The sequence below is a fragment of the Nostoc sp. genome (genome assembly GCF_036917095.1).
In the GTDB taxonomy this organism is placed as follows: Bacteria; Cyanobacteriota; Cyanobacteriia; order Cyanobacteriales; family Nostocaceae; genus Nostoc.
Map to the genome: position 1 here is coordinate 49,526 of NZ_JBALFH010000056.1, position 22,506 is coordinate 72,031.

Here is a 22,506-nt window from a genome sequence, read left to right on the forward strand (position 1 = left end):
TTTGTATAAAAACGTCCATGCAATCTTGTTTTTGGCGACGAATTCTGGTATCTATTGCAGTATTTTTCCTGGCTGGGTCAATTTGGGTGATGCATTCTCCCCCAGCACTGGCTTATGACAATCCTGACTTACTCCCTAACACCTTTACGCCAGTTGTAGACTTAGCTAAATCTCTTCCTGTGCTGCAAGAAGAAAAGCTTGTCAAAGATTTAGAGCAGTTTGAAGCCGATACAGGCTGGAAACTGCGAGTATTGACTCAATATGACCGCACTCCAGGTCGGGCAGTCATAAAATATTGGGGTTTAGATGACAAAAGCATTCTACTAGTTGCCGATTCTCGTGGCGGTAACATTCTCAGTTTTAGCGTCGGCGATGCTGTTTATAAACTTTTACCCCGGACTTTTTGGATAGAACTGCAAACCCGCTTCGGTAATTTGTACTTTGTCCGCGAGCAAGGCGAAGACCAAGCGATTCTGCAAGCCTTAGAATCGGTTAAAGGCTGTTTGCTCAAAGGTGGTTGCAATGTTGTCCCCGGATTGCCACGAGAGCAATGGATTCTCACCTTGATTACCTCAGTTATTGGTGGGGTGATTTGTGGATTTGCAGCTCACCCCCGCGAGAAAGGACAAGTTTTTGCTTGGCAATGGGCTTTAATTTTCTCACCATTGTGGGGAATCTTATTTATTGCCTTTGGCATTGGGCCAGTTGTGACACGCACAAGCGACTGGTTACCTCTAGTTCGGAATATCTCTGGGTTCCTCATTGGCGTCTTGGTTGCCTACTTATCTCCTGTTTTGAGCCGGTCTTCTTCCAGCAATGAGTTATGAGTAGCAAAAATTTGAGCGGCCCAAGCCGCCGCTCAAATTTCTCGCTGAGTTAAGAGTTATGAGTTAATTAAAAACTTATAATTCCTAACTGCTAACTCTCTGAAGCTGATAAGCTGAAAGCTAATATTTGAGAAGCTCAACAAAAATGGAATGGCACGTAACTGATGCTCAAAGTTTAGCAATCATTGATAGTGAAATTGACACTCATGTCTTTTCACCCGCAGAGTATGAGATTGTGCGTCGGGTAATATACTCTACAGCTGACTTTGAGTATAAGTCTTTGATTCGTTTCTCTGAACGTGCCTTGCAAGCTGGAGCAGCAGCACTAGCCGCGCGTACCACGATTGTGGTAGATGTGCCGATGGTACAAGTAGGTATTGCCTACGAGATTCAAAACACCTTTGCTAATCCGGTGTATTGCAGTATGGAAGCTCTGACACGCCCTCAAAAAGAAAAAACTCGGGCAGCATGGGGAATAGAAACCTTAGCAAAGCGTTATCCAGAAGGCATTTTTGTGGTCGGTCAAGCGCAAACAGCACTCACAGCACTTGTGGATTTAATTGAAGCTGAGGAAATTAGACCTGCTTTGATAATTGCAACTCCAGTGGGATTTGTTGTTGATGAAGCGAAGGGGCGCTTACAAGACTCTTTAGTGCCTCACATTACAATTGACAGTCGCAAAGGTAATGCAGTTGTAGCAGCTGCGATCGTTGATGGATTGGTAGACTTGGCTTGGCAAGCCTATGGACAAGATGGAAATCGGGGGAGTTAGGAAAGTCGGCTCTATTGTATTCTGCATCCAAAAAAGTATTCAAAATTACTGAATATCCTGATATTTTTATTGAAGAGTGGCGAGAAAGGAGCCTAGTCTTGTGGCAATTAAAGGTTTCAGTTTAATCGCATGTATTGCAATTCCCGTGGTAGGTCTTTTGCTTGAGAGAGAAAACATAAAATTATTTGTACTTAAAAACTTTCGTCAGGTATCTATTGCTCAGGAAACAATACCACCCAGCGGCCAGTTAATTAGCGCTAAGACGACTGCAAAAACATATTATGTTAGTGGTACCGGAAACGACAAAAATCGTGGACTTTCTGCCTCATCGGCCTTTAGGACTATTCAAAAGGCAGCAAACCTTACCAAGCCCGGAGACACCGTACTGATTATGAACGGAGTCTACACGAATATAAAGCCAAAAGAGGAAGTAGTATCAATTACTCGTTCTGGAACTGCAAATGCATGGATTAAGTTTAAAGCATATCCGGGACATTCGCCAAAGCTTCGCCACAATGGATGGAATGGAATTTTGATTCACAATGGAGCTTCATATATTGAGGTAAACGGACTTGAGGTAATAGGAAACAATGCCAATGTAAGCCTTGATTATGCAATGAGTGAGAAGAGTAATAAGTTAAATCCGCTAACTAATGGAAACTGCATCAATGTGGATGGACGAAGAAATGGTCATACTCACCATATACGTATTATTAATAACAAGGTTCATAGCTGTGGAGGAGGAGGTATTACAGTAATTCAATCGGACTATGTGACAGTGGATCGTAACGTAGTGTTCGATAATGCTTGGTACAGCGTCTATGCTACCAGTGGAATTTCGATGTTGAGTAATTGGAATCTTGATGGTAAGCAGGGATATAAAATGTTGGTTACCAACAACAAGGTTTACAACAATAGAGAATACATTCCTTGGATTAAAACTGGGACTATCACGGATGGCAATGGCATTATTATCGATACTACAAATAATCAGGATAACTCAAAATTGGGTGCATATAAAGGACGTACTTTAGTTAAAAATAATTTGATATTTAATAATGGTGGTTCAGGTATTCATGCATATTACAGCGCTCATATTGATATTATAAATAACACAGCTTTTTTAAATAATCAGACTCCCCAACTTAAACTTGGACAAATTTTTACTCAGATGTCATCTGATGTGAAAATTTTAAATAATATTCTTTATGCTTTTCCTGGTAAAAATGTTAACAGTAACATGAAAAGTAAAAACGTTATTTTTGATTATAATATATACCTAAATGCTTCCTCTGTAAGTGTTAAGGGGCCTCACGATATTGTTGCAAATGACGAGTTCATTAAGACACATCCAACTTTGAAAAAAATAGCTGGCGATTGGACATCGCAGCTATCTAAACAAAGTCGGTCTGCACCGAGTTCTATAGGGGTTGATTCGTCAGGTTTTGTTTGTGAACCAGTGACTTATAGTCTAAAAGGAAAACTCATCAAGGTGGGATGCAGCCGTTAAAGAATTTCTCTCGTCAAAAGAAGTTTTTGACTTTTAAGTAAGAAAAGTGTAACTAGCCAAAATTGTGAATTCTCAATCAATCCTCTACACTACGCCGACGCCGACGCGGCTTTTGTTGTTGGTCTTCACGCAAGCGGCGACCGACTTCGTTAAAGAAATCTCGCCGCAGATAAGGATAATCGCTAACCCACAGGTCGCGACTGGGAAAGTATATATCGCTGAATTGTTCAATACTGCTCAAATCTGCGCGATTTGACATCACTACCATTTCTGCAATTTGACCGCGAGTAATAACTTTGTGGGCAGAACGTAATGGTGCGACAAACTCAATGCTAAATCCTGTTTCATCACCGACTTCTAAATTTATTTGTTTTTCTCGGTTTTCCACAATCACCAATTCGCCTTTGCTGTTGACTGTTTCGGTTTTACCCATCAACTGGTCTGTAATCCACCAATCAAGCACTCGACCACGGAAAAAGCCGCCATACTTATAACGGCGGCATTGCAAATTCCGCATACTTGCTTGAAATACTGGATACCACAGCCAAAAAAAAGCGCTAACTACTCCCAGCACAAATACTATTGAAGCAAACTCAAGCCTAAAAACGACTGTCACAAGCAAAATAGCAACTACGGAAACTACAGAAATTAACAGCCGTTGCAAAAAATTTGAGAACTTCCCCCAATAGTATTTGTACTGCAAACCGGTGGCAATTAGGGGGATAACTTGTTCAAATTTCTGGCGAGTCAGTGGTACTAACATGAGTGCTGAGTGATGAATGCCCAATAGTGTGTTTAAAGTATCTTTTCTAATCCATATACTAACGACTTTAGCGCTAAGACTTTGCGAATCGCTAGTAGCACTCCTGGCATATAGCAAGCGCGATCGCTCGTATCATGTCGTAAAGTATAAATCTGTCCCGCTGCGCCAAAAATAACTTCCTGATGGGCAATCAATCCTGGCAAGCGGACGCTATGAATTCTAATCCCTTCATCTGCTATACTACCTCTGGCTCCTGGTAATTTCTCTGTTTCTTCTACAAGAGCAGGGTTAAAAGTTTTACCCAATTCTCCTAGTAACTGTGCCGTTTGAATCGCAGTACCACTAGGGGCATCAGCTTTTTGGTTGTGATGCAGTTCGATAATTTCCACATGGTCAAAATATTTAGAAGCTGCGATCGCGGCTTGTTGCAATAGCACCATCCCAATGGAGAAGTTAGGAATAATTAGACAACCAGTGCTAGCTTTGTCGGCAAAGTCTGCCAAGTCTTGAATTTGTTCTGGACTTAACCCAGTAGTGCCGACTACTGGACGAATACCGTAAGCGATCGCACTACGAATATTGTCATAAACAGAATCGGGATGGGTAAAGTCTACAATCACCCCAGGAGGAGACTGTCTATCGCCAGCCACATACCCCAACATCGGTTCTAATTGATTGGTAATTGGCACTTCCAGGGGTTCGCTTAAACCCGCCAACTCTCCAGCGTCTTTATCTTGATGTTCCAAACTGTGGTCAATTGCACCCACTAGGTTTAAGTCAGGCGCTTGCGCCACCGCCTTAATCACCTCACGGCCCATTTTACCAGCAGCACCGTTGACAATAACCGGGATAGGAGCTTGATTCGTCATAGGTCGAGAAATACTTTTTGAGCTAACAAAGGAATTGTAAAGACTTTGGCGATCTAGTAGCTAGCTTCTCAAATCTCTGGCTTAATTCCGACTACCCTGATTTATCAGCTAATCGCTCAGTTTTTCTACTCCCCAAAGCAGATCGGTTATTATTTTTATCCCACTATCTTAGCCAGTAACCCGTTTTATTTTCTTTACTTTACTTACCACACCTCCAAAAATAATTTCATCCTCTCCCTGATAAGTAGTTCTTATAAATTACATCAGACTTTTTTTGTCAAGTCTAATTGACTATTTGTAATATTTTTGTTAAATTTATTTACATAACTTAGCAAAATCCAAACTCAACTACCTAACTGGTGTTAGCTAAGAAAAGCAGATTTCGGTATCGGTATATATCATCGACATTTGGACTTCTCCCATCTACCTCGGCTATCAAGCCGGGGTTTTTTGTGTTTTCAATTAGCCCTTGATTTCTTTAACTTTTCTTTAGTCATCTTTGAGATGACTTTCACTATTAGCCGTAGGTTTCTAACCTATGGCGGGTGATGGTTCAGGTGGGAGGTTGGAGATTACGTTTTTGAATAATTGTGGAATCATTGGCTTAAGGCGGGTGATGGTTCCTGCGGGAGATTGGAGATTACGTTTTTGAATAATTGTGGAATCTTGGCTTAAGGCGGGTGATGGTTCCTGCGGGAGGTTGGAGATTACGTATTTGGCTAATTGTGGAATCTTGGCTTAAGGCGGGTGATGGTTCCGGCGCGAGATTGCAAATTACGTTTTTGAATAATTGTGGAATCTTGGCTGATGGCGGGTGATGAGTTTCGGCGGGAGATTGGAGATTACGTTTTTGGCTAATTGTGGAATCTTGGCTGATGGCGGGTGATGAGTTTCGGCGGGAGATTGGAGATTACGTTTTTGGCTAATTGTGGAATCTTGGCTTAAGGCGGGTAATGGTTCCGGCGCGAGATTGGAGATTACGTTTTTGAATAATTGTGGAATCTTGGCTTGATAACAAGTCCGCCTCAGAATGAATTCTGAGGCTAATAGCTCAAGTCAGCTTAAGCTGACTATGGTTTAATGAACGTGAAGATCGATAGAATTCATTGGTTTAGCTGCGTGAGTTTTGGCCCATCATCTTCATGATTATCCCGTTCCAAAGACAAAATTGTAGTTCCATCTAAATGATGAGCTTTTTGATTCTCTACATACACAACAGCTTGCTCAAGTTGTTTGCTTCCCATTGAAAAAACGGCATATCCGCGTTGCCAGCCAAACAAATCTTGTGAGGGCGAGAGATGATTGAGATGATGAGCACTACTGCCTTTAAGATTTTGGACAAAATCAGAGATAGAAAGTCTTGGTGGTATAGAAGCCACTAAATGGATGTGATTTTCTATTCCACCCACAGCATGGATAATGCTACCAAGTGCATTGGCTTTGCCGATGATGTAGCTATAAAGTTGGGTTTCGCGTTCAGGAGTAATTAGTGGCTGGCGCTCTTTTGTCGCCCAAATAAGATGATAGTAAAGTCGCCACAGAGCCATGTACGTGCTGTTTTTGATGCAATTTCCTGTGTCTAGTATTCCCGGAATCATTAAAAATCTTCCAGTCAGCTTGAGCTGACTTGAACTATTAGCCTTGGAATTCATTCCGAGGCGGGTAGGGTTGCAACTTTACAAGAGTTCAGTAACTCCAAATCATCCTTTCTTCAAATAAAGGCATGATTTGCTCCTCCTGACTCCTGCACTTTTCAACACATTTGAGCATTTATCCCTCATTTATCCCTCCCCATGTAATGCGTCATCCGAAGCGTCCCGGTTGGTGGGAGAATAAAAACGAGAAATGATGCAAACCTTGTGTTGTATCCAGCCCAAAGGAATCTGTAGAAATGTGGAAACGAATTGTATTAATTTCGCTATTGGTGTTGAGCTTCAGCCTGAGTAATTCTGGTGTAGCTGCTGCGGCTGGACTCAAAAGCTTTGTAGACACTAGTGATGGCTATCAGTTTTTATATCCTAACGGCTGGCTGCAAGTTAAAGTTGCTAATGGCCCAGATGTGGTTTTCCACGATTTGATTGAGGTGTCTGAAAATGTTTCGGTTGTGATTAGCCCAGTTCCAGAAGGCAAAACTTTGCCAGAATTGGGAACGCCAACAGAAGTAGGATATAAATTAGGAAAAGCTGCTCTTGCACCTCCTGACTCTGGTCGTTCAGCTGAATTAGTTAATGCCGCACAGCGAGAAGTAGACGGTAAAATATACTACCTTTTAGAGTATGAGGTTAAACTCCCCAATCAACAGGAACGACACAACATCGCCAGTGTCGCTGTTAGCCGTGGTAAACTTTTTACCCTCAACGCCTCAATTCCTGAAAAACGCTGGCCGAGAGTTAAACGAATGATTGATGAGGTTGTCAATTCTTTTTCTGTCTATTAATTGGGGAATAGGGAGACATCAATTAAAAATTAAAAATTAAAAATTAAAAAAAGACTGGGGTAAAAGGGGAACAAGGGAAATAAGCAATGCCCAATACATCGGCTCCTTTCGACTTCGCTACCTCGGCTTTTCTACGAGACGCTACGCGAACGCTCGGCACAAGTCAAGGCAAGTCGCTCAGTACAAGTGCCCAGTACCCCATCCCCAATTGTCAAATTTGTCAGAAATCTCATGAAAATCCCACCTTTTGTACTTGCCTCAGCTTCCCCAGCCCGACGCCGCTTGTTGCAAACTGTTGGTATTGAACCGATAGTTCGAGCAAGTGACTTTGATGAGTCGCAAATTCAATTAAGTGAACCAGCAGAATTAGTCAAAACTCTCGCCCAGTATAAAGCGGAAACTGTAGCCCCACAGTTTGAATCAGCTTTGATTATGGGTTGTGATTCAGTTTTGTCCATCAATGGTGAAATTTACGGCAAACCAACAGACTTTTCTGAAGCGATCGCTCGTTGGCAGATAATGCAAGGTAACTTTGGCGACTTGTATACAGGTCATGCCTTAATTGATATTGACCAAAACCGTACTTTAGTCAAGTCTCAAGTCACAAGAGTTTACTTTGCTCAAATGAGCGAGAAGTCAATTAAAGCCTATGTTGCTACAGGTGAACCCCTCAAGTGTGCTGGTGCTTTTGCCATTGAGGGTTTTGGTAGTTTCTTCGTTGAGAAAATTGAAGGCTGTCACACCAATGTAATAGGGCTTAGTTTACCCCTGCTGCGGCATATGCTAGAGGAATTGGGATACGATGTCATTGATTTCTGGCAATAGTTATTTGTCATTTGTCATTTGTCCAAAGTGAATAACCAATGCCCAATGCCCAATGCCCAATAACTAATAACTAAATTGCCTGATATTAAGTATTAGCTCTCCATGATCTGGAACCCAGGCTAGCCACTCATCTGCTGAAACCGGACACAATAAAAGTGCTTCGTCAAAACTAAAGGGGTTGGGAAGTAGCAAAAGCTTTACCCAAGTAGAAGCCCTTAACCGCTGCAAAGCTTCCAGATTATGCCTTCTTGCTTGCACAGCAAAATCTGGTCTATGAGAATCTAGTTTCATAGCTTTCTATTAGCCTTTACAAATGGGCTAATCTAAAATTATTTCTGTAACCTAGACTACAAAATAAATAATCCTTGTGAAAAGCATCTGTCTTATAAATTTACGTTGGCTGAGTGCAAGTGTTTGCTTATATTGCAGTCCATAACAGGTGTGGCACGACAGGTTGTAGACTGGCCATTAGATCGCATTCCCAACTAGAATATGTCATTTACTTCTATGCCCTCGCTGCGCGAGCAACAACATCCCCTAATTCGTCAGCTAGCTGATTGTATTGAGGCAGCTTGGCATCAGCACCTGGATTTATCACCCTACCATTTGCCTGATGAGTTGGGGTATGTGGAAGGTAGACTAGAAGGCGAAAAACTGACGATTGAAAACCGCTGCTATCAAACGCCCCAGTTTCGGAAAATGCATCTGGAACTGGCAAAAATCGGAAATATGCTGGATATTTTGCACTGCGTCATGTTTCCCCGTCCAGAATACAACCTGCCGATGTTTGGTTGCGATTTAGTTGGGGGTAGAGGTCAAATTAGTGCAGCGATCGCCGACCTTTCTCCGATTCAGTTAGAGCGAACTCTACCAGAATCTTATACTTCTGCACTCACACAGCTAACAGTGCTTAACTTTTCCCAACCCCGTGAATTACCTGAATGGGGAAATATTTTTTCGGATTTCTGCATCTTTGTGCGCCCCAGTTCCCCCGAAGAAGAAGCAATGTTTCTTTTGCGTGTGCGAGAATTTTTAGACATTCATTGCACCCAAGCGATCGCTTCACATCCTGTTTCAGTTGAACAAATCACACAAAATCTTGCCGGACAACACAACTACTGCACCAAACAGCAGCAAAACGATAAAACCCGTCGCGTACTAGAAAAAGCCTTTGGCCCAGCTTGGGCAGAACATTACATGACCACAGTTTTATTCGACCTGCCAAAATAATCATGGGAGCATCCCTCTCAACCCCTTCAAACTCAGAGTTCCCATCTGTAGGCTCTGTTACGTTTTCGCGTAACGGATAAATGTAGAATTCATTCAACGAGAGTTTAATGGAGTCCCATAACAGCAACAGGGAGAGTAGTAAGGTCTTTGAAGCGAATATCACAATATGGTTTGTTGTCTTGCTAGGTGCAAGCAACCAGCCCTGCTAACTCATTGACCAGAAAGATATAGCAGTTTGCAGTTGAGTGCAATACAGACCTAACTCCCAACCCCCTTGCCTACTAGCGTTGGGGAGTAAGACTCAAAGCCTCTCTCCTAAAAAGAGAGAGGAATGGAAGTGAGGTCAAAACTGTACTGCACCCAAGCGAGAATCGCTATAAGGATACTCTGATGTTAGAAATGTTCAAGTTGAGAGATATTTTTTAGTTAGTTAATCGTTGATTGACTTAAGGAAGACTAACTTTTGTAGCAAGATTGTATCCAGCAAAGGCAACAGTCTATTTTTGATGTTTCTTTTCAAATTTGTGGCTAACTGTAGCCGTAGTGAATGTAGCAGTAGAGTACCGCATCATACCACTTTGGGATTTTGTGTAGAGATGTGATATATCGCGTCTCTACATCTAGATTCATACTGCTTGTGAATCCTACTAACTCCCATTGCACTCATGTCTCAATAATACTCAGAGTTATTGAATAGCCAGCTACTATAGCGCTTCTCAGTTTCAATACAGACCTAACCCCCAGCCTTCCCTACTAGCGTTGGGGAGTAAGTAAGCCTCAAAGCCTCTCTCCTTTTAGGACAGAGCGTTGGAGAGAGATTGGTGTATTGCATACAAACGAGAAACACTATAGAAAACACCATTTTGTAAAACCATAGTGTTGAGCATCTATCACGCAATGGATTTTAAGCCATACCCAGCTTTAAACCACTGTTGTTTGTCCTAAGCGGCTGGCTGTTGATTAAAAACCCTTTTATTTTTACTTCCATCAGCACAATTCAGGTAAACGAGCAACATACTATGTCAAGGGTGACTGAAAAGCCAAAGCCAAGTGAGCAGACACTTAATCACGAACAACCTAAGATTTGGTGGGGTATCGCTGTAGCCGTACCAATAGTAATTGCCGCTGGGATACTAGGTACAGCCAAAATTGAGCAGCTGAGAAAACTAGCTACACCTGCACCCATAATGCCATCTAGCAATAGCATCAGTGCTGTAGGGCGTTTGGAACCGCGAGGCGAAGTTGTTAAATTGTCAGCCCCATCATCAGGATTAGCACCATCGTCACGAATTCAGCAACTTCTGGTGAAAGAGGGCGAACAGGTAAAGCAAGGTCAAATTGTGGCAATTTTGGACAACCGCGATACTCAAATAGCCGGGCTAGAAGAGGCAAAAGCCAAAGTGCAAGAAGCCCGTGCGAATTTAGCACAAGTTAGGGCTGGATCTCCAAGAGATATTCAAGCCCAAAGAGCAGTTATTGCTCGTTTACAAGCACAGTTAATTGGCGAAAGGAATGCAGCGCAAGCGACGATCGCACGGATTGCAGCCCAGTTAAGTGGTGATAAACTCGTCCAACAAGCAACAGTAAATCGCTTAGAAGCTGAACTCAGTGGGCAAAGAGATGCTCTCAGAGCAACGCTTGCACGTATTAAAGCCGAACAGCGCAATGCCCAAGTGGATGCCGGACGCTATGATTATTTATACACAGAAGGTGCTATTTCTCAGCAAGAGCGGGACAGAAGACGCTTGAGTGCAGTAACTTCTAATCAACAGGTTGCTGAAAGTCAAGCTACCCTGAAACAGACATTGGCAACTCTACAACAGCAACTTGCCGAAGCCAGAGCTACCCAAATACAAAATTTAGCAACTTTGCAACAGCAGCTAATTGAAGCCAGAGTTAACCGTGATAAAACCGTAGCTACTTTGCAAAGACAAATCGATGAAGAAAAGGCCAAACTGAGCAGAATTCTAGACGTTAGTCCTACCGATGTGCAAGTAGCGCAAGCCCAAGTTAGTAATGCGATCGCAAATATCAGAAAAGCCGAAGCAGAACTGAAATTGAGCTACGTTCAAGCACCAATCGCCGGAGAGATTTTAAAAGTTTACACCAAGTCAGGCGAAGCGATCGGTGCAAATGGCATTGCTGAAATTGGGCAAACCAGCCAAATGTTTGTAATTGCTGAAGTCGCGGAAGATAGTATTGGTAAAGTGCGTATTGGTCAAAATGCTACTGTCACCAGCGATAATGGCGCATTTAGCGGTGAGTTAAAGGGAACTGTCACTGAAATTGGCAGAAAAATTGGTAAAAAAGATGTGTTGAATACAGATCCAGCAGCAGATGTGGATGCCAGAGTCGTAGAAGTGAAAATTGCTCTGTCTCCAGAAGATAGCCAGAAAGTTTCTGGTTTAACTTACGCTAAAGTTGTGGTCGATATTAATAATTAATTAAGTTATGAGCGAGCAGCAATACCAATTCATGAGTTGATATTTTGGATTGTAAATCTTCTTAACTAGACTGTTTTCTCATTTTTAAACATTCTATAAATTTGATACGAGCATCAACCGCATAGATTCAAGGAAAAATCTAAAATCGCTAACTGTGCTTGGATGCCTAGAAAATGAATCAAAAAATACCTCTGTCCTGGCTACAACTGACAAGGGAAAAAACTCGCCTAGCTGTGGCTTTAGCAGGAATTTCCTTTGCTGATATTTTAATGTTTATGCAACTCGGTTTCCGAGATGCTCTGTATTATAGTAACGTTCGATTCCATAACAGCTTGCAGGGCGATATTGTTTTAATTAATAGTCAATCTAGTGCTGTTTTGGCCATGAGAAGTTTTTCTCAACGGCGATTATATAAAGCTTTAGAGTTACCCGCAGTCCAATCGGTACATCCGATATATTTGGACTTTACAATCTGGAAAAATCCTGTAACAGGTCGTCCTCGTAGTATTCTTGTCTTTGGAATGAATCCAGAAACTAACATAGTTAACTTACCTGGAGTTCAGGAGAATTTAGATAAGCTGAAACTGCCTGATGTAGTTCTATTTGACCGTTCTTCTAGAGTGGAATATGGCCCAATAGCTGCTAATTACGAACAAGGAAAGACTGTAACAGCAGAAGTACGAAGACGGCGAATTAAAGTAGAAGGGCTATTTACATTAGGTGCATCATTTGGCGCAGATGGTAATTTAATTACTAGTGATATTAACTTTTTGCGAATATTCAACACTCGGCAAAAAGGATTAATTGATATTGGGCTGATTAGATTAAAGCCGGGAGCAGATGCTAATGTTGTTGCCCAAGAATTACGAAAGTATTTACCTAACGAGGTAAATGTTTTAACCAAGCAAGAATTTATTGATTTTGAGCGGAATTATTGGGCAAATAGTACAGCAATTGGGTTCATTTTCACCTTAGGAACTGTCATGGGTTTCATTGTGGGGACTGTGATTGTTTATCAAATCCTTTATACAGAAGTTGCAGACCACTTAGCTGAGTATGCTACTCTCAAGGCAATAGGCTATACACAAAACTATTTATTAACAGTCATTCTTCAAGAGGCTTTGCTGTTAGCAATTTTAGGATATTTTCCTGGAATAGTTTTTGCGTTATTTATGTATAAAAGTGCTAGAGAAGCGACACTCCTACCAGTTTTCATGAGTTTCGATCGTGCGGTAATGGTGTTGATTTTGACTATGCTGATGTGTATTATTTCTGGTGCGATCGCAGTCCGAAAATTACGTTCTGCCGATCCAGCAGATATCTTTTAGTTAATTCAATATTAATTAAAAGATATTGTTGATAACCATAGCCTATCATTAATAATTAAGAGATATTAATTTCTGACAGGCACTACAGTTCCGTCTCGGAACTACTAATTTATAGCTAACAAATTTATGATGAGACAAGAACCTGTAATTGCCATTAAAAATCTCAATCACTACTATGGGAAAGGCGCATTGAGAAAACAGATATTATTTGATATCAACCTAGAAATTTATTCTGGTGAAATTGTAATTATGACCGGGCCATCAGGTTCAGGTAAAACAACATTACTGAGCTTAATTGGCGGTTTGCGGTCTGTACAAGAGGGAAGTTTAAAATTTTTAGGTGAAGAACTCGTTGGCGTCAGTCAAAGCAAACTAGTGCAGATGCGACGCAACATTGGTTATATTTTCCAAGCTCACAATTTGCTAGGTTTCTTAACAGCCAAGCAAAATGTGCAAATGGCGGTAGAATTGAACGATAATATTTCTCAAACAGAAGCAGTAGCTAAATCAAAAGCCATGCTGGGGTCTGTTGGTCTAGAAGAACGAGTAGATTACTACCCAGACAATCTTTCTGGTGGACAAAAACAAAGAATTGCGATCGCCCGCGCCTTGGTGAATCGTCCCCCTTTGGTGCTAGCAGACGAACCAACAGCAGCATTAGACAAACAATCAGGACGCGATGTTGTGGAAATAATGCAGAGTCTAGCTAAAAATCAGGGAACTACTATTTTGTTAGTGACACACGACAACCGTATTTTAGACATAGCCGATCGCATCGTCGAAATGGAAGATGGTCTTTTAACCCGTAATTCCCCCAATACAGTTATTCAGTCATGATTTTTAGTCATTAGTCATTTGTCCTTTGTGAAGACCAATGACCAATGACCAATGACTAAATGACAGCCATAATTTATTGTCTAGCCGAGCCTGATTTTTTCATTCCAGGTGACTGTGGCTGAGTTGGGGTATTTGGTTGGCGAGTAGTACGGAAAGTTACATTCACGCCTTCATTCGATTGTTCCAGCACAAGTAGAGGCGTAGGTTTAGCCTTTTGATCCCAATGCATGGTAGCAATCCGACCTTGAATTATTGGTTGCCAACTATCTTCGTCTTCTATGGGGCTTAGGTAAGTTTCTATACAATCAATAATTTGACTAATAGTCGCAGAAGTTGCTTGCGTCGGTAATTTCATTAACTTGATTTGAATCCGAAACAGCACTCGTTTAGCAGAGTTACCTGGACTACCAGTCTCATACTCTACATCAAAAATTTCATCTACTTGCCGTCCAGCGCTATTAGCAATTCCAACCGATCCTTGTTGGGCTTGATTTGGACGCAGGGCTTGAGAAATTTTTTCTTTGATCTGAATCTTTATTTGATTAAGAATTGCAAAATGAAACACCTCCTCTGACATCCGCATTCGCAGATAATCCAGGTTAAAGTCCCGTGAGTTCACCAAATCGGGATTAGTTTCCATTTTGCGAATTGTTTCCAGCGCCAGCTTGAACTTTTTCTCTAGTTCTCGGGCGCGGAATTGTTCAAACTTAAGTTTTTTATCCAGCTTATCCTTCTGGAGTTTAATATACACAATCAAAGCAATCACCACTAAAGCCAGTCCTCCAGAAGTTACCAACAATAATGGTGGTATTTGAGGATTACTTGCTGGCACTTCCTGGGATGCCTTTTTAGTAGTCTTTTTCCCGGAGGATTGGGCAAGAAACATTGAAGTGGACATGGTGGGAAACTGAAAAACTTGACTCCTGATGTTTAGGATGCCCAAATCTTCAAGGTCATCTTGCTGTATCATTAATAATTTTTACATGCCTTTTACAAACCGTATATGTCCAGAGATTTGAGCCTCGCTCCCCTATCTGAGGTTTCATCTACTTGCCTGAGCAATATTCGTCTGATAGCCACAGATATGGATGGCACCCTGACTAGACGAGGAAAATTTACTCCAGCACTGCTACAAGCTTTAGAGGATTTAGCCGCAGCTGACATTAAGGTGCTAATTGTCACCGGACGTTCTGCTGGATGGGTAAGTGGATTGAGTAGTTTGATGCCAGTGGCAGGTGCTATGGCAGAAAATGGCGGTTTGTACTTTCCACCGGGGAACCAAAAACCAGTAGTTTTAACACCCATTCCCGATTTAACTAAACATCGCCAGCACCTGGCTACAACTTTTGAGAATTTACAAACCAAATTTCCCCAAATCCAAGAATCTGCTGATAATCGCTTTCGCATCACCGACTGGACTTTTGATGTAGCTGCTTTGCGTGAAGACGAACTACAAACCCTAGACAATCTCTGTCAACAAATGGGCTGGGGATTTACCTATAGCAACGTGCAGTGTCACATTAAACCTCAAGGGCAAGATAAAGCTGTGGGATTGTTGCAAGTATTGCGCGAATATTTGCCCCAGCACTCACCACAACAAATTGTCACTGTGGGCGATAGCCCCAATGATGAAAGTTTATTCGATCGGCGTTATTTTCCTGTTTCTGTAGGCGTGGCGAATGTTGTGGAATATATGGATCAGTTGAAATATCAGCCTGCTTACATTACCACTGCTGCCGAAGGGGAAGGATTTTGTGAGTTATCTAATTATATTTTGAGAAGCTTGCACATCTCAAGTTAAGGAGAAGTAGAGTTGTTCTACAATAATCTCGTAGCGCTGATTTTACAACCATGACGGCTACTTTACCTGTTAGTGTCGAATCAGAAATTTTCTACCCCAGTGCTGATGGTCAACCAGTGGCAGAAACCTACGACCACCTTTATGCCTTATTAACTACCTTAGAAGTCCTGAAACAGTATTTGACAAATCGTCAGGCAACAGTTTTGGCAAATCAATTTCTTTACTATGCACAAGGCTTTCCCAAGTTGCGGGTAGCTCCAGATGTGATGGTGATTTTTGATGTTGCACCTGGCGGTCGAGACAACTATAAAACCTGGGAAGAGGGTCAAGTACCGACAGTTATTTTTGAAATGACATCCTTTGGGACTAAGGGACAAGACGAAATCTTCAAAAAGACCCTCTATGAACAGCTAGGTGTCAAGGAATACTGGCTATTCGACCCGAAAGGCGAGTGGGTGGAACAACAGTTACGTGGGTATCGTCTGCGGGGAGAAATCTACGAACCTATAGAGGATGGACGTAGTGAACCGTTACAACTGCGGTTGGTGGTTGAGGGAAGGCTAATTGGGTTTTATCGAGAGGATACAGGGGAAAAATTACTGATCCCTGGTGAACTGGCACAGGCTTTAAGGCAGGAAGTTTTAGCAAGACAGCAAGCAGAAGAACTGGTAGAACAGGAACGCCAACGAGCAGAACAAGAACGCCAACGAGCAGAACAGGAACGCCAACGAGCAGAACAGGCAGAATTGCAAATAGAACAATTAAAGGCTAGGTTGCGATCGCTCAATGTAGACCCCGATACTATTGAGTAAGACACAGGGTCGTCCCTGGACTATAAATAAGCGCGGCGACGCTGTTGAAGGTGTTTAAAACAGCAAGATTTTCCCAATTGTTGAGCGAGCAGCACTATTTTCTAGCCCTCACTCTATCAGCCAACTAAACTCTTCCGAATGTGCTAACCTAGTATGGTTAACTAATCTCGCACATCTGAGAATTCGGGTGTTTCCTTATTGGGAAATGCACTTGGATGGAGGTTTAACCCGAATCGGAGTTGAAAAATATATGCCAGTAGTTTCATTGGCTCAAATGATGGAGTCAGGGGTTCACTTTGGGCATCAGACCCGGCGTTGGAACCCAAAAATGTCTCCTTACATTTATACTTCCCGCAATGGCGTGCATATCATCGACTTGGTGCAAACTGCCCAGTTGATGGATAATGCTTACAACTACATGCGATCGCACGCAGAACAAGGGAAGAAATTTCTTTTTGTCGGTACCAAGCGCCAAGCAGCTGGAATTATCGCCCAAGAAGCCAGCCGTTGTGGTTCCCACTACATTAACCAACGTTGGTTGGGCGGAATGTTGACTAACTGGGCAACCATCAAAACACGGGTAGATCGTCTGAAAGATTTAGAACGCCGTGAAGAAACTGGCGCACTAGATTTATTACCGAAAAAAGAAGCATCAATGCTACGTCGGGAAATGACGAAGCTTCAGAAATACTTGGGCGGCATTAAAACAATGCGGAAAGTTCCCGATATCGTCGTAATTGTAGACCAACGCCGGGAATATAACGCAGTTCAAGAATGTCAAAAGCTAAGTATTCCCATTGTGTCAATGCTGGATACAAACTGTGACCCAGATGTAGTAGATATCCCCATCCCGGCAAACGACGATGCTATCAGATCGATTAAGCTGATAGTCGGAAAATTGGCGGATGCCATTTATGAAGGTCGTCACGGTCAGCTTGAGGCTGAAGATGATTACGAAGATTACGACGGTAGTGAGTATGACGAAGACTACGAAGAAACCGAATATACTGACGCCGTAATTCCCGACGAGCAAGAAGAAGAATAAGTAAAGCAGGGGAGAAACAAGTGCCTGAGGAAGGGCGGTGGCTCAGTAGCAGCAAGCCGCCCTAGCCTGCGGCAAATCGTAGGCTAAGGTAGAGGCGAAAAAACCCATACCTCATAACTTCGTTATTTTTTCTCCCCCAGCCCTGAGTAAGATAGAAATACTCAACACCCGTGAGCGATTACAACTCGAGGTCAAGTTAGGAATTGAGGCAACATGGCGGAAATATCTGCAAAACTCGTCCAAGAGCTACGCCAAAAAACTGGTGCCGGCATGATGGACTGCAAAAAGGCGCTGATAGAGACTGATGGCAATATAGAAGAAGCCATAGACTGGCTACGGAAAAAGGGCATCTCTAAAGCTGGGGGAAAAAGCGATCGCGTTGCGGCAGAAGGGCTAGTAGACACTTACATTCAGCCCGGTGGTCGAGTGGGCGTACTCATAGAAGTAAACTGCCAAACCGACTTTGTTGCTCGTAACGAGGCTTTTAAAGCTTTAGTTAAGAATCTAGCAAAGCAAGCAGCGACAGCTGATAGTGTTGAGTCTTTGCTGGCTCAACCCTATATTGAGAATGAAAGTGGGACTGTAGAAGAATTCATCAAGCAAACCATTGCCACGCTCGGTGAAAACATTCAAGTGCGTCGGTTTGTCAATTTTGCACTAGCAGAAGGCACGCAAGGTATAGTAGAGAGCTACATTCACACTGGCGGTCGAGTTGGTGTATTAGTAGAACTGGCTTCTCAAACTGAGTCAGTGGCTGCTAATTCAGAGTTCCAAACCTTGGCACGGAATACTGCAATGCAAGTTGCGGCTTGTCCCAATGTCGAGTATGTGAGCGTAGACCAAATCCCCGCCGAAGTTGCCCAAAAAGAAAAAGACATTGAAATGGGCAAGGATGATTTGGCGAACAAGCCAGATAACATCAAACAAAAGATTGTTCAGGGACGGATTGAAAAACGCTTGAAAGAATTGACTTTGCTCGATCAGCCTTACATTCGCGATCAAAGTATTTCTGTAGAAGACTTGGTGAAGCAAGTGAAGGGGCAATTAGGCGAAGAGATTCAAGTAGCCCGCTTCGTCCGCTATATACTGGGCGAAGGCATTGAAAAGCAAGAAATTAGCTTTGCTGATGAAGTCGCAGCACAAATCGGCAGCAAGTAATCATAGTCATTGGTCATTAGTCATTAGTCATTAGTCATTAGTCTTTACCAACGACAAATGACAAATGACAAAGGACAAAGGACAAAGGACAAATGACTCTTTACCAAACAGGTCAAGCAAATAGCCTGACCTGTATTTTATTTAGTAGAGATGCGAAATATCGTATTTAATTTAAAATCTAAAATCCTCTGGAAAGTTATCCTAAAATAAATTTGTACATTTGTACTATGTAATAGTTCACATGGACAAGAACGAAAAGATATGGCAAGAGCAATCGAGCGAATTGAACGGGATATTGCAGCACTAAAAGAAGCGATTCGGGCGATCGCAGTAGAACTACAAAGCGCTTATGCTAGTTATCTAAACACCTTGGGGCTAGCTGTACGAAAACAGTTGATTCTGGCGAGTTACCACCTCTGTACCCAAGGATATCCCGAAAACTTTCTGCATTTGTCATTGAATCAGCGCCAACAATTGCAACAAGCCATCCGCAAGTTGGGTCAAGTGGCATCTGAGCAATTACTCGCTTCTATAAAAAGTGAGGAAGTAGAGGGAGATGAAGGAGATGGAACAGATGGAACAGATGAGGGAGATGGACAAGATGGGCAAGATGGAACAGATGGGGGAGTAACATCATTATCTCCTGAGATCCTGGGCATATCTACCTCTGAGCCTCTTCCCCTCGACACCTCAAGCCCTATAGAACTGGCAAAATGGCAACAGAACTTAGAAGAGGTCACGCAAGAGATTCTGAAAAAACTTTCGCATGATGCAAATCTTTTATTACAAAAAGCTGGGGTATTACCCAAAAAATTACCAGAACCGATTTTAGCAGCTGCGGCTGCGGCTGCATCAGAAGCATCTGGCGAGGTAATGCCAGGGCCACCCAACTTATTAAACTTAGTAATTGAAATTGAAAATGAGCAGCAGTCAGAAGATTCTGGACTGACGCAAATTATGGCTATTAACCTGCGGCTAGGGGAAATTGAATTTGCGGATGTGGCACTCTCGTCTGAACGCAGACAAATCCGCAGTATTTTAGTTCAGCTAAACAAGCTAGGACGAGAGTATCAAAAGAAACATCGAGAGAAGGCAATTGCTGAAGCTGAAGCTGCATGGCGTGCTAGTTGGTTCGAGGATTAGTCATTTGTCCTTTGTCCTTTGTCCAGAGTCAAATGACCAATGACCCTTCGGGTTCGCCAGTTGCTCATGGGGGAAACCCCCAAGACCGCACTGGCTCACCAATGACTAATGACTAATGACTAATGACTAATGACTAATGACTAATGAAAAACCAGATTGGATACGATTGCACAAAGCCTTGGCAATAGAAGCAGAACGGGGCTTTACAGACTTGGTGGGCAGACAATACCGCTTCAGTGAATTTCTTAGTCTGACTTTGGGCAAATTCCCAACAGGCTTGCCCCATACTGAACGCCGCCGTTGGCAAGGACTAGCGGTGCAATTTGCTAGTTATCCACATTTAGCACTGGAAGAAAGACAACACTTAGTAGCAGAGACTCGTCGGTATCTCTCCCAGTTACAGCAAGAGGAACAGGGGGAGCAGGGGAGCAGAGGAACAGAGGAGCAAGGGAGAATTTATAAATCCAAAATCCAAAATCCAAAATCTCCAATTGTTACTGAAGTGAGTCGGAGGCTTGCACCGAAAATTGAGCAAAAACTTAGTGATTTACCAGAAATAGGCTTCAAAAAGGCTGACAATTTGGCACGGCTTGGTTTACACACCGTCCGCGACCTGCTTTTCTACTATCCTCGCGACCACATTGATTATGCGCGTCAGGTGAACATCCGCGAGTTACAAGCGGGTGAGACGGTGACAATAGTGGCAACTGTAAAGCGTTGCAATTGCTTTAGTAGCCCTAAAAATCAAAAATTATCAATTTTAGAACTGGTCGTAAAAGATAACAGCGGTCAAATCAAAATTGGTCGTTTTTACGCAGGTACACGCTTTAGCAGTCGCGCTTGGCAAGAAAGTTTAAAACGCCGTTATCCAGTGGGTAGTATTTTAGCGGCGTGTGGATTGGTGAAAGAAAGTAAATACGGCTTGACATTGGATAATCCAGAACTAGAGGTTTTGGCAAATCCAGGAGATTCGATTGAGTCGCTGAATATTGGGCGGGTGGTGCCAATTTATGGACTAACTGAAGGCGTGGTGGCGAATACAGTGCGACAGGCGGTAATTGCTGCTTTACCTGCTGCGGCTAACCTGAAAGACCCTTTGCCAAGTGGTTTGCGGCAGAAGTATGGTTTGATGGAATTGAAAGATGCGATCGCTAATATCCACTTTCCGAGTGATAGCGCTGCCCTACAAGTTGCCCGTCGTCGCCTAGTCTTTGATGAATTTTTCTATCTGCAACTTGGGTTACTGCAACGTCAGCAGCAAGCAAGAGCGATTCAAACTAGCGCCATCCTGGTTCCACGAGGTCAACTTGTAGAGAAATTCCACGAAATACTGCCTTTTCAACTCACTGGTGCACAGCAACGAGTCCTTAACGATATTCTCAACGACTTACAAAAACCTGTGCCAATGAATCGTTTGGTGCAAGGCGATGTCGGTTCTGGTAAAACAGTCGTCGCCGTGCTGGCTATTTTAGCGGCAATTCAATCTGGCTACCAAGCGGCGCTAATGGCTCCTACAGAAGTTTTGGCAGAACAACATTATCGCAAGTTAGTTGGTTGGTTTAACCTCTTGCATTTACCAGTGGAATTACTGACAGGTTCTACCAAGGCTGCGAAACGAAGACAAATACATTCTCAGTTAGGAACTGGTGAATTACCTCTGTTAGTGGGAACCCATGCGTTGATTCAAGACCCTGTAAACTTCCAGCAACTGGGGTTAGTAGTAATAGATGAACAGCATCGCTTTGGGGTAGAACAACGGGCGCGTTTACAGCAAAAAGGCAATCAACCTCATGTGTTAACCATGACAGCTACCCCGATTCCCAGAACCTTGGCACTGACGATACACGGGGATTTGGATGTGAGCCAAATTGATGAGTTACCACCAGGACGACAAAAGATTCAGACAACAGTATTGTCAGGTCAGCAACGCAACCATGCTTACGACCTCATCCGCCGAGAAATTGCCCAAGGTAGACAAGTTTATGTGGTTTTGCCTTTGGTGGAAGAATCAGAAAAACTGGATTTGCGATCGGCTGTGGAGGAGCATCAAAAGTTACAAGAAAGCGTTTTTCCCGATTTTCAAGTGGGGCTACTGCACGGTCGCATGAGTTCAGCCGATAAGGATGAAGCGATTACCAAATTTCGCGATCGCCAAACGCAAATTTTGGTTTCTACTACCGTTATTGAAGTTGGTGTAGACGTACCTAATGCTACAGTAATGCTCATTGAAAATGCCGAGCGATTTGGCTTATCGCAACTGCACCAATTGCGCGGGCGTGTCGGTCGTGGCGCAGCTCAGTCTTACTGTCTGTTGATGAGCAGTTCCAGGAGTCCTGATGCTCAACAACGGTTGAAGGTGTTGGAACAATCTCAGGATGGCTTTTTCATTTCCGAGATGGATATGCGTTTTCGCGGGCCTGGGCAAGTATTGGGAACTCGCCAATCTGGAGTGCCAGATTTTACCTTGGCGAGTTTGGTCGAAGATGAGGAAGTTTTACTTTTAGCGCGGCAAGCAGCAGAGAAAATTATAGAGATGGATGCAACCCTAGAACGTTGGCATTTGATGAAAGAAGAGTTGAAGTATCGGTATGAGCGGTTGATGGGTGGGGCAATTTTGACATAAAACATTTCAGTGAATATTACCCATGCAGGTACTATTACACCCCGATAAATAGTCTTAATATTTGAACAAATATGGCAAGTCG

General features: G+C 42.8%; 20 protein-coding genes. 15 read left to right on the plus strand and 5 right to left on the minus strand.

What is annotated here, in order from left to right; genetic code table 11:
- The first annotated feature begins 17 nt into the window (after positions 1 to 17).
- From V7L01_RS33025 to V7L01_RS33035, 3 genes are all read left to right on the plus strand, one after another.
- Complete coding sequence (locus V7L01_RS33025; protein WP_335042532.1) at positions 18 to 827, plus strand: TPM domain-containing protein; 810 nt, start codon at positions 18 to 20, stop codon at positions 825 to 827.
- Positions 828 to 972: 145 nt separating this feature from the next.
- Positions 973 to 1,599, plus strand: coding sequence for a precorrin-8X methylmutase (locus V7L01_RS33030; protein WP_335042533.1), 627 nt, complete (start codon positions 973 to 975; stop codon positions 1,597 to 1,599).
- A gap of 100 nt (positions 1,600 to 1,699) precedes the next feature.
- Complete coding sequence (locus V7L01_RS33035) at positions 1,700 to 3,109, plus strand: right-handed parallel beta-helix repeat-containing protein (protein WP_335042534.1); 1,410 nt, start codon at positions 1,700 to 1,702, stop codon at positions 3,107 to 3,109.
- 76 nt (positions 3,110 to 3,185) lie between these two features.
- Here V7L01_RS33035 and V7L01_RS33040 read toward each other — a convergent pair whose 3' ends face one another.
- The 3 genes from V7L01_RS33040 to tnpA form a co-directional block, all read right to left on the minus strand.
- Positions 3,186 to 3,872: a phosphate ABC transporter permease gene (locus V7L01_RS33040; RefSeq protein ID WP_335042535.1), complete on the minus strand. Its 687-nt coding sequence runs from the start codon at positions 3,870 to 3,872 to the stop codon at positions 3,186 to 3,188.
- Between the two features lie 32 nt (positions 3,873 to 3,904).
- Complete coding sequence (gene dapB, locus V7L01_RS33045) at positions 3,905 to 4,741, minus strand: 4-hydroxy-tetrahydrodipicolinate reductase (protein WP_012411217.1); 837 nt, start codon at positions 4,739 to 4,741, stop codon at positions 3,905 to 3,907.
- Positions 4,742 to 5,844: 1,103 nt separating this feature from the next.
- A complete protein-coding gene (tnpA, locus tag V7L01_RS33050) occupies positions 5,845 to 6,288 on the minus strand; it encodes an IS200/IS605 family transposase (RefSeq protein ID WP_335042714.1) in 444 nt (147 codons plus the stop codon).
- 344 nt (positions 6,289 to 6,632) lie between these two features.
- On the opposite strand from tnpA, the gene psbP reads away from it, so the two are divergent.
- Together psbP and V7L01_RS33060 are read left to right on the plus strand one after the other, a co-directional pair.
- A complete protein-coding gene (gene psbP, locus V7L01_RS33055; protein ID WP_335042536.1) occupies positions 6,633 to 7,178 on the plus strand; it encodes a photosystem II reaction center PsbP in 546 nt (181 codons plus the stop codon).
- Between the two features lie 231 nt (positions 7,179 to 7,409).
- Positions 7,410 to 8,003, plus strand: a complete 594-nt coding sequence (locus V7L01_RS33060; protein WP_335042537.1) for a Maf family protein — start codon at positions 7,410 to 7,412, stop codon at positions 8,001 to 8,003.
- Between the two features lie 63 nt (positions 8,004 to 8,066).
- Here V7L01_RS33060 and V7L01_RS33065 read toward each other — a convergent pair whose 3' ends face one another.
- Complete coding sequence (locus V7L01_RS33065) at positions 8,067 to 8,294, minus strand: hypothetical protein (RefSeq protein WP_335042538.1); 228 nt, start codon at positions 8,292 to 8,294, stop codon at positions 8,067 to 8,069.
- 201 nt (positions 8,295 to 8,495) lie between these two features.
- Between V7L01_RS33065 and V7L01_RS33070 the strand changes: the two genes are divergently transcribed.
- The 4 genes from V7L01_RS33070 (at position 8,496) to V7L01_RS33085 (ending at position 13,842) form a co-directional block, all read left to right on the plus strand.
- Complete coding sequence (locus V7L01_RS33070; RefSeq protein ID WP_335042539.1) at positions 8,496 to 9,233, plus strand: phycocyanobilin:ferredoxin oxidoreductase; 738 nt, start codon at positions 8,496 to 8,498, stop codon at positions 9,231 to 9,233.
- 1,019 nt (positions 9,234 to 10,252) lie between these two features.
- Complete coding sequence (locus V7L01_RS33075; protein WP_335042540.1) at positions 10,253 to 11,677, plus strand: HlyD family efflux transporter periplasmic adaptor subunit; 1,425 nt, start codon at positions 10,253 to 10,255, stop codon at positions 11,675 to 11,677.
- Between the two features lie 173 nt (positions 11,678 to 11,850).
- Positions 11,851 to 13,005 carry an ABC transporter permease DevC gene (gene devC, locus V7L01_RS33080; protein WP_335042541.1) on the plus strand — a complete coding sequence of 385 codons (1,155 nt, stop codon included), beginning with the start codon at positions 11,851 to 11,853 and terminating at the stop codon, positions 13,003 to 13,005.
- 126 nt (positions 13,006 to 13,131) lie between these two features.
- Positions 13,132 to 13,842, plus strand: coding sequence for a DevA family ABC transporter ATP-binding protein (locus tag V7L01_RS33085; protein WP_335042542.1), 711 nt, complete (start codon positions 13,132 to 13,134; stop codon positions 13,840 to 13,842).
- 73 nt (positions 13,843 to 13,915) lie between these two features.
- Here V7L01_RS33085 and V7L01_RS33090 read toward each other — a convergent pair whose 3' ends face one another.
- Positions 13,916 to 14,740, minus strand: a complete 825-nt coding sequence (locus tag V7L01_RS33090) for a hypothetical protein (protein ID WP_335042716.1) — start codon at positions 14,738 to 14,740, stop codon at positions 13,916 to 13,918.
- A gap of 105 nt (positions 14,741 to 14,845) precedes the next feature.
- Here V7L01_RS33090 and V7L01_RS33095 point away from each other — a divergent pair, with 105 nt between their 5' ends.
- The 6 genes from V7L01_RS33095 (at position 14,846) to recG (ending at position 22,424) form a co-directional block, all read left to right on the plus strand.
- A complete protein-coding gene (locus tag V7L01_RS33095) occupies positions 14,846 to 15,643 on the plus strand; it encodes an HAD family hydrolase (protein ID WP_335042543.1) in 798 nt (265 codons plus the stop codon).
- A 50-nt stretch (positions 15,644 to 15,693) separates the two neighbouring features.
- Positions 15,694 to 16,455: a Uma2 family endonuclease gene (locus V7L01_RS33100; RefSeq protein WP_335042544.1), complete on the plus strand. Its 762-nt coding sequence runs from the start codon at positions 15,694 to 15,696 to the stop codon at positions 16,453 to 16,455.
- A gap of 250 nt (positions 16,456 to 16,705) precedes the next feature.
- Positions 16,706 to 17,500, plus strand: coding sequence for a 30S ribosomal protein S2 (rpsB, locus tag V7L01_RS33105; RefSeq protein WP_335042545.1), 795 nt, complete (start codon positions 16,706 to 16,708; stop codon positions 17,498 to 17,500).
- 213 nt (positions 17,501 to 17,713) lie between these two features.
- Positions 17,714 to 18,658 (plus strand): translation elongation factor Ts, encoded by a 945-nt coding sequence (tsf, locus tag V7L01_RS33110; RefSeq protein WP_335042546.1) that lies wholly within the window; start codon positions 17,714 to 17,716, stop codon positions 18,656 to 18,658.
- Between the two features lie 261 nt (positions 18,659 to 18,919).
- Positions 18,920 to 19,801 carry a hypothetical protein gene (locus V7L01_RS33115; RefSeq protein WP_335042547.1) on the plus strand — a complete coding sequence of 294 codons (882 nt, stop codon included), beginning with the start codon at positions 18,920 to 18,922 and terminating at the stop codon, positions 19,799 to 19,801.
- A gap of 136 nt (positions 19,802 to 19,937) precedes the next feature.
- Positions 19,938 to 22,424, plus strand: a complete 2,487-nt coding sequence (gene recG, locus V7L01_RS33120) for an ATP-dependent DNA helicase RecG (RefSeq protein WP_335042549.1) — start codon at positions 19,938 to 19,940, stop codon at positions 22,422 to 22,424.
- Positions 22,425 to 22,506 lie beyond the last annotated feature (82 nt).